The sequence below is a fragment of the Bowmanella yangjiangensis genome (assembly GCF_018531185.1).
Classification (GTDB): Bacteria; Pseudomonadota; Gammaproteobacteria; order Enterobacterales; family Alteromonadaceae; genus Bowmanella; species Bowmanella yangjiangensis.
Genome location: NZ_JAHDJU010000005.1, coordinates 65,698 through 77,523 on the forward strand (window position 1 = coordinate 65,698; position 11,826 = coordinate 77,523).

Consider the following 11,826-nt stretch of genomic DNA (forward strand, 5'->3'; position numbering starts at 1 on the left):
TACTATTCGTCCACTTGTTGCAATTGGGCGGCCGGTATTTGCGCAATAATAGCGTTATGTAATCTGCTTAGATTTATCGGTTTACTGAGGTATGCATCCATCCCTGCGGCCAGGCATGCCTCTTCATCCCCTTGCATAGCATTGGCTGTCATAGCAATGATAGGAATATGGCTGTTAGCCTGCCCTCCTTCTCCCCGGCGAATGCGGCGGGTGGCGTCATAACCATCCATCACCGGCATTTGGCAATCCATTAATACAAGCTGAAAATTTTCATGTGATGCGAGTTTTTTAATTGCCTCTGCACCATTCTCTGCCAAGTCAACTTGCAAACCCAGGCGTTCTAGCATGGACCTGGCGACCTCTTGATTAATCAAATTATCTTCCACCAACAGAACCTTGAGTTTCTGTTGTTCTGACGTGTTTGAAGTGGCGTTGGGTTTGAGCAAAGGCAACTCACACAGGCCCGATTGCCAGGTGAGTAATTGCTTGGCCAATTCGATGGGGGACAGGGGCTTAAACAGGTTGGCAAAGCTGTACTTGCTGAGCGGCATTTGACCAGCACTTTGGATTGGATAGAGGGCGAGCATTGGTAGTTTGGCTGCCCTAATAACCTCAATCAGCTCTTTATCCAGAATTAACAAGTCGGTATCAAGCAGCAGCATGTTCCATGGACGTTGATGAGCCAAGCTGTCTTGTATTTGTTGCATCAGGTCTTGAGTGGTACTGACCTGTTGAACGATAGCTCCCCAAGAGGTTAATTGTTTGGTGTATATAGCTCGCGCCAGCTCAAGGGGAGATGCAACCAAAATCTTATGTTTGGTTAAGTCTGGTACATTGGCGTCTGCCCCTTCCGAAGGTGCTAAAGTTACCTCAACGCTAAAGCAACTGCCTTTTCCTTCAGTGCTTTGCATACTTATCTCGCCCTGCATCAGGTCACACAATTGGCGACAAATGGCGAGTCCCAAACCTGTGCCACCGTAGTGGCGGGTCGTTGACACATCAACTTGAGTAAATGGGGTAAACAAATCAGCCTGGCGAGAAGCTGGGATACCAATACCAGTGTCAATTACCTCGGCATATAAACGCAACCTTTGACCAGACGACTGGGTACGACAACGCAGTAGTACATGTCCTTTGTGTGTGAACTTAATGGCATTGCCAATCAGGTTCACCAAAATCTGTCTCAATCTGCCTGGATCGCCGATAACCCATGGGTGCTGGACGTCCTGCACGTCAAGCAGTAGCTCCAACCCTTTGCTCTGTGCTTTGAGAGCAGAAGCGTTGGCAATATCTACCAACAAGTGTTTGAGTTCGAAGCGAGTGGCCTCCAACTCCATTTTCCCAGCATCTACTTTAGAGAAATCCAGTATATCGTTGAGTAAGCCAAGCAATGATTCCGCGCTGCTTCTGGCGATATTGGTACGATGTCGCTGTTCATCGTTCTGATCACCGGCCTGCATTAAATCGAGCATGCCGAGAATACCATTCATAGGGGTGCGAATTTCGTGACTCATCACCGCGAGGAACTCACTTTTTGCTTTGGCGGCTTTTTCAGCACTTTCCTTAGCACTGACTAAGGCTTTCTCTGCACGCTTGCGCTGCTCAGTGGAATGAATAGTGCCGGTTAAGGTGGCAAGTGAACTGATGAAAGCTGTCTCAGCCTTAGTCCAACTTCTTTTGCTGCCCGTATGCTCTGCACAAAGTACCCCGACAATGCTGCTACCACCGTTAATGATAGTGCATAACATAGCTTGGGGGGCTTGTTTGCTTAAGTAGGACGCGGTTAGTTCCGATGTTCGAATGTCTTGTTGGGCATCTTCCGCGGCAATATGAGAGTCCATATATAACGCTGCAAAAAAGTGCGGGTGGTCTTTTTGTTTTAATTCATCACCATGACTAAAAGTCTCAGTACTGCGCTGGAATGCGATACTGCAGTAGAGGTTGCTTCTGTCTTCGTTGAACAGCCACAGGCTCGCCCTCTCTACCTCCAGACCATAACTGAGCTGCTCTACCAGAGTGTGCTTAGCTAGCCCCAGTTCTCCTTGTAGTATTGCCGGGTGTACTGTTAGTCGGGCAAGTATCTCATTGTGGCGTGCTATTTTTTCATCGGCTTTTTGTGCGCGTTTTCGTGAATTAATATCCTGAACTGAGCCGAATAACCTAATACAGTGTCCGTCTTTGAACTCGGCATTGCAGGTTATTGAGACCCACATTTCATGGCCTTTGGCGGTAACTGCCAGCAGCTCCAATTCCCAGGCTGAGCCATCTTTTATGGCGTTAGCTATGGCCTTCTCAAAACGTTTGCGATGCTGACCGGCCTTGATAAAGTTGGCCGTGGTATCTGCTTGTGGAACAAAGTCTTCATCTAACTCCAATATGGTTTTGGTCATAGTCGACCAGTAAACCCGGGACTTGATAAAGTCTTGCTCCCAAGCACCGATACGGCCTTGTCTGCTCATGGATTCCAGCAGCTCTTTTTGCCTTGCCAGTTTTAATTCGCTGTCTCTTTCCTGAGTTACATCGCTGGCTGAAGCATATAACTTGCCTGTCGCGAGATCCGGTGTGGTGTACCAGCGCAAATAGACATAACTGCCGTCTTTGCATCGGAATCTGTTGGTAAAAGAGGTGGTTGGCTTGCCATGCCGCAAGCTTTGCAACTCTGCCTGGGTTGCTTCTGTATCCTCTGGATGAACAAACTCCATGTAAGGTGTTAGCAATAGTTCTGCTTCGCTGTAGCCTAAAACAGTCTCAAATGCGCGATTAACCCGATCAAAAAAACCATTTTTGTTGGCTATACAAAGTAAGTTTCGAGATACCTCAAAGAAGCTTTGCAACTCTTTCTGAGACCTCTCCAACTCAATACTGGCAAGCTTCTGTACGGTGATGTCAATGTGAGTGCCAACCATACGTACCGGTTTGCCTTGTGCGTCCCACTCGACCACCTTGCCCGTGTCCAGTACCCATATCCAGTTGCCGTCTTTGTGTCGCATACGGCTTTCACATATGTATCTGCTGCTTTCGCCTTGCCAGTGACGGTCAAGTTGTGTGTCTGACTTGGCCAGGTCATCGGGATGCACCAGGCTTAGCCAGGTGCTGATGGATACTGGCTGCAATTCCTCTAAACTGTAGCCTACCATTTCAGCCCAGCGTTCGTTGAACTGGGTGGTTCCACTGGGAATGTGCCAGTCCCAGATACCCACCGCCGTGCTTTCCATGACCAGCTCTAACTGTTCTCGCTGTTCTTTGAGTAAGGCTTCGGTTTTTTTCTGTTGCGAGATGTCTTCAATGATTGACCAAATCATCTCTCGTCCCTGACTGTCCTGGATCAGCATGCCATTAAGTACGACGGGAAAACGGTGCCCTTGCTTGTGAATATATTCTTTTTCGTAGGGACCATACTGGCCGGTAGCTTTTAATTGCTGGAGCTGTTTTTGTTCCTGTTCTTCATAGGACCTAGGTGTAATCTGCCAGTAGTCGAGATCTTGAATCTCTTCTTTGCTATACCCGATGATATCCAGGAGCGCCTGGTTCGCTTCCAGAAAATTGCCGTTGTTAAAGTCGTTTAAGCCAATCCCCAATGGAGACATGCTAAACAGGCCCTTCAGGCGTTTTTCCTGATCCCGTCGCTTGTTAAGTAAGCTCACTAAAAGGTATAGAAAGACAAATATGATTAAGCCCACAACAGTCAAAATGGTGCGGAATACAGGCGCATTGTCAGCTGTGGTCGGCCACCCGTCCTTAGGAATGGCGGCGATCCGCCAGGTGCTCTCAGGTAAGGTCACTTGCATATGTATCGGATGCTTAGTCAAAATGTCTGGCGAGCCAAAAAATACCGCATCGCTATCTTCAAGAGAGGAGTCCTTACTGAGCAATACTTGTAGATGACGTTTCTCATCCAGCAAGCCACTGTTTTTATAAATCTGCTCTATATCAATAACGGCAGATACCAGTCCCCAGAAGTGAGCTTGGTTCTGTTCGTCATATATGTACACCGGAATGCGGCTTATAAAAGCTTGCCCTCCTTGAACTAAATCTATCGGCCCAGCTAACACCATTTTCCCGCTCTTCATTGCCAACTCTGCACTGCGCATTTGGTCTGGATGGGTCAGATAATTTAGACCAATGGCCTTCTCGTTTCCTTCCATAGGGTAAATCATGCGAATTACCATATCCGGTGCGGCGCCAATATTACGAAGCTCGGTATGAGTGCCAATCAGATGTTGGGCGATACTGGCAAAGCGCTGTTGGTTGATATGCGGCTCTGTCTGAATGACGGCTATTAAACCCTGTACCACCTGAACATTGCTGATGATGGTGCCTTCCAACTGCGCGCGTAAAACACTGAGTTCATCGCTGACATTGCGTTGGCTGATACTAAGATAGCGACGATTGTTTAGATGATCGGCATAAAAGCCGAGAATGAATAACACCGCCAACATTAATAAGAGAAGTATGTTGCATGGGCGAGCTAGTCTTTGGGCAAACTTGAATTGGCTGCGAATTCGCTCAAGTGGTGACGTCAAGTTCGCTTATCCTTGTCTGGCATGGTCAATCTTACTACTTTCTTCTGTGTACCAATCTCCAAGAATAGTAGCAAGAACAATTTCCTGGCGTGAAAAATATCAATAAATCGCATTGAAAGCGCATTAAACAGGCCAATATTTGAAGTATAAAATAATGCGGAGTTAGTCCTATGTCAGGTGTTGTGCAAATAGTTTGTCCCCAATGCGATGGAGTGAATCGTGTTTCTATCGAGAAGCTGGCATTGCAACCCTTATGCGGAAAATGTCGGGCTCCATTGATAACGGCGAAACCTATTGAATGTACAGATGCCAATTTGCAGCGGCATATTGAGCGCAACGACTTACCTGTACTGGTGGACTTTTGGGCGCCCTGGTGTGGCCCTTGTGTGGGCTTCGCACCAGTGTATGCAGAAGTTGCAGGGCAGGCGAAAGAACGGGTTCGCTTCTTGAAATTGGATACTCAGGCCAATCAGCAAAGCGGTGCGGCTTTTGCCATTCGCTCTATTCCAACTTTGATTTTGTTTTATCAGGGCAAAGAAGTGGCCCGTATGTCGGGTGCCTTACCTAAATTGCAGTTTCAGCAATGGTTAGTTGAACAACTACAAGCATTAAATTAACAGTCGGGAGGTGAAAATGTCTCTTTCAATGTACGGTGCATCGGTACCGGTATTACGTCACGGTTTACAGAATTTGCGGGCTATTTTGGTCAAGGCGGTAGAGTTTTCTGACAGTAAAAAAGTCGCATCTGAGGTGATTGCGGGGAGCCGTCTGGCTATTGATATGGTGCCCTTAAGCAGACAGGTGCAGATAGCTTGCGATACGGCTAAAGGCTGTGGCGCCAGGTTAAGCGGGGTAGAAAACCCCAGTTTTGCTGATGATGAGAAAACCTTGCAGGAGTTGTTGCAACGGGTGGACAAAACCCTGGCATTTCTTGAACAACTCAGCCCAGAACAATTTGCTGGCAGTGAAGATAAGGCAATTCAGTTGAATTTCCCCAGTATCACATTGAATTTCAACGGCCAGGATTATCTCCAGCAGTTTGTTTTGCCTAACTTCTACTTTCATGTGAGTACAGCCTACGGAATTTTGCGCCATATTGGCGTGGATATTGGTAAAAAGGATTACCTCGGAGCCATAGGCGGAGTCTAAAAAAGGCGCCTGTTGCCAGGCGCCAAAGGGGTTGAGGAACTGGAGAATGTTGCAATAAGAAATTAGCTTAGTGGTTAGCCACAGTTTGCAGGCTGTCGGCACTCAGGCGCAGGCTGACACGACGGTCGAAACTATCACCGTCCAGGCTGGAGTTGGTATCCAGCGGCATGGCTTCACCTAATGCCATGGTGCTGATCCTTGCTGCTGAGACACCCTGACTGACCAGCAGTTGTTTCACCGACTCGACCCGCTCTGCAGAAAGACTCTGGTTATAAGTTTCGTCACCACGACGGTCGGCAAAACCCGATAATTCAATTTTCAGCTGCTTGTTGTGCTGCATGGCATCGGCCAGTTCGGCAAGCTGCTGACTGTAAATGGATTCTAACTTGCTGGAACCGGTACGGAACTGCACATGCATAGTCAGATTGGTATCCATAGCCGCGTTCTCGCGCTCGGTCAGCGACACGAGTTGTAGACGCTGCTGCTCTTCACTATTACGCAGACGACCCAGCAGTTGCTGGTTAGATGCCAGCAGCTGATTTATTTCATCTTCATTTTGCGCTAATGCGGTTTCCATGGTTTTAATTTCCTTGTCGGCTGCCACAGAGTGGCCGACAAAGATGCCTGAGATACCGCCGATAATGGCGCCCAGTGGCCCACCAGCTATGGCACCGACCACCAGGCCTGAACCAAATCCGATGTTTTCGGCTTTCTTGATGTTCTCGCTCGCAGCCATGGCTGCAGGGGCAGATAAGGCCATCATCAATCCGGATACAATTACTAACTTTTTCATCTTTGCTCTCCTTAACGAGGGATATGTGTGTTTCGACAATTCCATTAAACACACAGCAGTTGGCACAAAAGGGGAGCAAAAAGGGCAATGCACCGATGAATTGTGGCGAAATCATGGCATTTGCCATGGCCTGCTAGTTTCCCTGAGCAGTTAAGGTATAGTCCGGCACATGCAAGAGGATTGTCGTCATAGTTATGAGTAGAAGAATTGCCATTGTTGAAGATGAAGCTGCCATCCGTGAGAACTACGCGGCAGTATTGAGACGCCAGGGGTATCAGGTTGCCACCTATTCCAATCGCCGCGAGGCCATGGGTGGCTTTGAGCAGCGTTTACCGGATTTGGCCATTATTGATATTGGCCTGGAAGACGAAATTGATGGTGGATTTTTGCTATGTCAGTCGTTGCGCGGCATGTCGCCTACCTTGCCGATTATCTTTTTGACCGCGCGTGATTCCGATCTGGATACGGTATCTGGTTTGCGCATGGGCGCCGATGATTACCTGACCAAAGACATCAGTATGCCGCATATGACGGCGCGCATATCGGCGCTGTTCCGACGTATGGAAGCGCTGAGTCAGCCAGATGACAAACAACAGCTAGTGCAATGTGGCAGCCTGAGTCTGGATCTCAACCGTATGCAAGCTCGCTGGAAGGATATCGCTGTTGATCTGACCGTGACGGAATTCTGGATGGTGCATGCACTGGCGCGTTTTGCCGGCCACGTAAAAAGCCGCCAACATTTGATGCAGGACGCCCGTGTCGTGGTAGATGACAGTACCATCACCTCGCATATCAAGCGTATTCGTAAGAAATTTGTGCAGATGGATACAGCCTTTGATTGTATTGATACCGTTTATGGCATGGGCTATCGCTGGACCAGCGATAAGGATTGACAAGGGTGTCACGCAAGTTTCATTTCTTTGGTCTGCGCTTTAAGCTGCTGCTGTTGTCCGGTTTTCTGTTCAGCATTCCCTGGCTGGGTTACGAATATGTGTGGGAAATGGAGAAGTACCTGCGCGCTGGGCAGGAGCGAACGTTGTTGGGCACAGTGCGGGCGGTGGCCACCGCCTTGCACGAGCGACCCAAGCTATTTGATGCTCAGGCCAGTTACCTGAGCGTTGAAAAAGGCCGGGATCTCTATGCTTATCCCATCATTGACCCTATTCGTCTGGACGGCGATTTGTCTGACTGGCGTCAGCAACAACACGCTTTGCAATATGGCCAGGACTATGTGATTTCTCAAAGCAATGCCTATCAGCCAACCACACTCAGTTTTAAACACATGATTGGCAAGTACCGGCAGTACTTGTATGCCTACTTTGAAGTGTCAGATGATGTGGTGATTTACCGCTCGGCCAACAGTCTGAGTGTGGACAATAACGACTATTTGCAAATTGCCTTTACCACCCCAGCCGGAGACTTTCGCCGCTATCTGATTGCGACAAATAAACCTGGTTGGTTAACCCCCTATGAAATGAGTGTGGAAGTCGGGCAAACCAATAAGGCACTCAGACCGGAAACCCGAATTCAGGGCGCTTGGCTGGAAACTGAGCAGGGCTACAACATTGAACTGCGTATCCCCCTAGAGTTATTGGGCAGCAAGCTAAGTTTTGCCATCACCGACGTGGATGAACCAGGCGGCCAGCCCGTGGCGACTATTGGCACCTCCAATGTATGGGAAGAAGATAAATTGGGTACGGTATTAGTGCCTTCGCCTGAGATTGAACAGATTATTAAGGGATTAGGGCATACCAATTCACGTATTTGGGTGGTGGATCAGCATCAGCGGGTGTTGGCGAAATCCGGTGATATTAAAAACTCCGACGGTATCTGGAGTCGACCGGCCGCCACCAGAGATGACAGTTGGTGGGGTAAGGCAGCCGAGCGTTGGCTTTACCCATTGTATTACAAGATTCTGACTCGTCCTCCCAGCGATTTTATCGATGAACTTTATGATGTGGCGAACCTGCAGGGTAGCCATATTGAACAGGCACTGGAAGGTAAAGCAGGGTCCAGCTGGCGCTTAACGCCGGATAGCAAAGCGGTGGTACTGGCAGCCGCTTATCCGGTCTATATTGATGATATGGTGATGGGCGCGGTGATCGCCGAAGAGACAACCAACGGTATCCGCAGTTTACGCAACCTGGCGCTGGAAAAACTTTTCACCCTGATGTTGGCAGTGATGCTGCTTGGCACCCTCGGACTGTTTTTGCTGGCATCGAGAATATCCAGTCGCATCCGTCGCCTGCGTGACCAGGCCGACCAAGCCATTGATGAGCAAGGGCGCATTCGCAGCCAACTGAAAGCCTCCGACGTTCAGGATGAAATCGGCGATTTGTCGCGTACCGTGGCGGATATGGTGCAGCGCCTGGGCCAATACCATCACTATTTGGAAAGCATGTCTTCACGTTTGTCTCATGAACTGCGCACGCCTGTGGCGGTGGTGCGCTCGTCATTGGAGACCCTGCAGATGGAAGAGGAGAAACTGGCCGACTCGGTATACCTGCAGCGAGCGCAGGAAGGCTTGAACAGATTGTCTCTGATACTCACTAATATGAGCGAAGCCACGCGTTTAGAGCAGAGTTTGCAAACAGTAGATCGGCATAACTACCTGCTTGATGAGGTACTTGAAGGTTGCGTGCAGGGTTACCAACTGGCTTATCCTGACGCGCAGCTTCAATTAACTATGGCAGACCGCCAACTTAAGGTGGATGGAGCGCCGGAACTCTTTGCGCAACTACTGGATAAACTGGTAGCTAATGCGGTGGAATTTGCCACCCGGGGTACGCCTATCATGATCAGATTGCAGCGTCAGGGGCGTAAAGCGGTATTGCAAATCAGCAATACTGGCCCACTGTTACCTAACGAGATGCGCGGTCGGTTGTTTGATTCTATGGTGTCGGTCAGATCCGGGCAGCCAGGACAACCGCATCTGGGGTTAGGGCTTTACATCGCCAGGCTTATTACTGAATTTCATCAGGGAAGTATCGAGTTAACCGATAACTCAAAGGCGGATGGAGTCAACGTCACAGTAAGCATACCCTTGGTATGAGTTACTTTCGCTGAAAAACTCAGGCCTGACTAAGTGCCAGGCCTGAACAGATGGTCGCCTCAGAAGCTGAAACTAACACTCGCCGTGTAGTTTCGGCCAGCCTCGGCCAATGAACTCAGATCGCTACCCTCAGCGCGCCCGGCAATACTGCTGTAGCGGTTATATTCTTTATCAAGCAAGTTATTGGCTGCCAGGTTAAAACGTAAGTTATCCGTGACCCTGTAGCTGACCAGCCAGTCCAGCACACCGTAGCCACTTGAACCGGCATTGCCCTCATTGACTTTCGTCATGGCCTTGGCCCAATTGAGCACTAAATGAGAACTTAGCGCTTGCCCTTGATAGCTCAATCCCAGCAGACCAGAAAGGGGGGAAATGGAATGCAGGTAGTCATCACTTTCATCATCTTTGCCATCCTGATAGGCCGCATTTCCTTGCAGAGTCCATGCATCATTGATGTACCAGTTAATACTAAGTTCGGCGCCTTTTATGGTGACAGATTCAAGGTTTTGGTACTGGTATCTCTCAAAAATGTGTGAGAAATCGCCATTGCTGTCGAGCATGGTTTCGCTGCTTAGCAGCACAGTCGACAGGAAGTTGTCGTACTTGCTGTAGAAAATAGCACCACTAATGGCCAGTTCGCCAATGTGTCCGCGTAGACCAAACTCATAGGTGTCACTTTGCTCTGGTGCCAGATCTTTGTCGCTGGGCACTATTTCATAAGCATAGGTGGAGGTCGGCTGCAGATAGTGTTCAATATAAGCCAGGTCGTAGGCCGGTACTTTAAATCCCTGCCCGTACTGAGCATACAAATTGAGCATAGGATTGATGCTGTAGATCGCGCCCAGATTGAGCGAAAAATGCTGTTCTTCAATGACAGAGAATTCGGTGCCATCTTGCTTTTGGGTACTATTAGGATCCATTTTGTAGCTGTCAAAACGAACGCCGGGTGTCACTGTCAGACGGTCGTCAAGCAGACGTATTTCATCGTTGATAAAAACACCGTAGCGCCTTGTATCGTTAGTCGGAAACTTACTGGTGCTGAGATCGCGGGTGGTGGTGCCGTCAGCGATACGTAGCTCGTGAACAGAGCGAAGGCTTTCGGTTTGTTCAATATCTAAGCCAAAGCCTAAGGTGTGGGTGGTATTCAGTTTTTTGCTGGCGTTTGACAATAGACCCCATGTGTCTTGTTCAAACAGCGCCGTTTGCCACATGTCACGGACTTCCTTCACGCCAAACATGGGTGCATCGATATCCAATCGACCATATTCAGTATCTGCTTGGCTACTCTTATTTCTGTAGAGATTAATATCGAGGTAGTCATGCCAAGCACGTTGTGCATCGGAGTGATAGTTGAGTTTGAATGACTGGGTTTCCTTTTCTCCCTCGTTGTTCTCATGCACTATCTGATAGCCGTATTGACCCAAGCCGCGAAAATAGGTCAGTAGGCCATCTGCACTGTCACCCAGTGTGTCTTGCTGCCACAAATCAATCAGCAAACTCAGGGTGTCGGTATCGGAGAGATGGAGCTTTCCCTTGTACAGCAAACTGCGACTATCGATATCAAAAGGTGTTGCACTACCTTGGTAGTTTTGTTCCTCTTCGCCCTGTCGAAAACTGGCATTGAGTAGGTGCTCGGTGTCTGCATAGCGCAGCGCCAATGTGCCCGCTTGGCTAAATTGATTGGTTAAATCGCTGTAGCTTAGTTTAGTGCGTCCGGCGATTTGCTCGCCGTCTTCAAGATAGTCACTGGCATCTTTGGTGGTAAACACCACAATGCCACCCAAGGCATCTGACCCATAGAGGGAGGACGCCGCTCCTTTGGCTACTTCTACCTGCTTAAGGGTGTCAGTGTCGATGAACCCCCGGCCAACAACGTCGTTTAGACCATTGGCACCATACCCTTCATTCATTCGCATGCCGTCTTTAATCATCAGCACCCGATCCCCTCCCATACCGCGTACGATCACGTTTTGTGCACCGCCTGAACGCCCGGTTACGGAAACACCCGGTTCATAGTTAAACAACTGATTCATGTCGTTGATGCTCAAACTCTCAATGTCGTCCGCAGTGACCACATTGATGGCTCCTGCCACGTCTTTCAATGGCTTGGCTATGCGGTTGCCGCTGACCACGATCACTTCGTGTTCACTGACGGACTCGCCGACTTGCTCCTCAGCATATACATGGAGGGAAGCGAATAGTGCGCTGCTGACTGAGAACGCAAGCATGGCTGGCTTGAACATCATAAGGTTCCTTATATTTGCAGGTACGGGATGCGGGGCATGTTAAGTAGCAAACAATTACATGTC

The 11,826-nt window shown here is 49.0% G+C and carries 7 protein-coding genes; 4 read left to right on the plus strand and 3 right to left on the minus strand.

What is annotated here, in order from left to right; translation table 11 throughout:
• Positions 1–2 precede the first annotated feature (2 nt).
• Positions 3–4,523 carry a PAS domain S-box protein gene (locus KJY73_RS20835; RefSeq protein WP_214345569.1) on the minus strand — a complete coding sequence of 1,507 codons (4,521 nt, stop codon included), beginning with the start codon at positions 4,521–4,523 and terminating at the stop codon, positions 3–5.
• A gap of 170 nt (positions 4,524–4,693) precedes the next feature.
• On the opposite strand from KJY73_RS20835, the gene trxC reads away from it, so the two are divergent.
• Entirely contained in the window at positions 4,694–5,140 is a 447-nt protein-coding gene (gene trxC, locus KJY73_RS20840; protein WP_214345570.1) for a thioredoxin TrxC, read from the plus strand.
• A 16-nt stretch (positions 5,141–5,156) separates the two neighbouring features.
• A complete protein-coding gene (locus tag KJY73_RS20845) occupies positions 5,157–5,672 on the plus strand; it encodes a DUF1993 domain-containing protein (RefSeq protein WP_232848805.1) in 516 nt (171 codons plus the stop codon).
• Positions 5,673–5,739: 67 nt separating this feature from the next.
• On the opposite strand, the gene pdsO is transcribed toward KJY73_RS20845, so the two are convergent.
• The gene (gene pdsO, locus KJY73_RS20850) at positions 5,740–6,465 is read right to left on the minus strand and encodes a sortase-associated OmpA-like protein PdsO (RefSeq protein WP_206593160.1); all 726 of its coding nucleotides are present in this window, start codon (positions 6,463–6,465) and stop codon (positions 5,740–5,742) included.
• Between the two features lie 194 nt (positions 6,466–6,659).
• Here pdsO and pdsR point away from each other — a divergent pair, with 194 nt between their 5' ends.
• Positions 6,660–7,358: a proteobacterial dedicated sortase system response regulator gene (pdsR, locus tag KJY73_RS20855; RefSeq protein WP_214345571.1), complete on the plus strand. Its 699-nt coding sequence runs from the start codon at positions 6,660–6,662 to the stop codon at positions 7,356–7,358.
• A gap of 5 nt (positions 7,359–7,363) precedes the next feature.
• Positions 7,364–9,517, plus strand: coding sequence for a proteobacterial dedicated sortase system histidine kinase (gene pdsS / locus KJY73_RS20860; protein WP_214345572.1), 2,154 nt, complete (start codon positions 7,364–7,366; stop codon positions 9,515–9,517).
• A 59-nt stretch (positions 9,518–9,576) separates the two neighbouring features.
• Here pdsS and KJY73_RS20865 read toward each other — a convergent pair whose 3' ends face one another.
• The gene (locus KJY73_RS20865; protein ID WP_214345573.1) at positions 9,577–11,763 is read right to left on the minus strand and encodes a TonB-dependent hemoglobin/transferrin/lactoferrin family receptor; all 2,187 of its coding nucleotides are present in this window, start codon (positions 11,761–11,763) and stop codon (positions 9,577–9,579) included.
• Positions 11,764–11,826: the final 63 nt, after the last annotated feature.

Excerpts from the sequence above, each read along its gene's own strand:
- trxC (WP_214345570.1), top strand. The coding sequence starts at position 4,694 with ATGTCAGGTGTTGTGCAAATAGTTTGTCCCCAATGCGATGGAGTGAAT.
- KJY73_RS20845 (WP_232848805.1), top strand. The coding sequence starts at position 5,157 with ATGTCTCTTTCAATGTACGGTGCATCGGTACCGGTATTACGTCACGGT.
- pdsO (WP_206593160.1), bottom strand. The coding sequence starts at position 6,465 with ATGAAAAAGTTAGTAATTGTATCCGGATTGATGATGGCCTTATCTGCC.
- pdsR (WP_214345571.1), top strand. The coding sequence starts at position 6,660 with ATGAGTAGAAGAATTGCCATTGTTGAAGATGAAGCTGCCATCCGTGAG.
- KJY73_RS20865 (WP_214345573.1), bottom strand. The coding sequence starts at position 11,763 with ATGATGTTCAAGCCAGCCATGCTTGCGTTCTCAGTCAGCAGCGCACTA.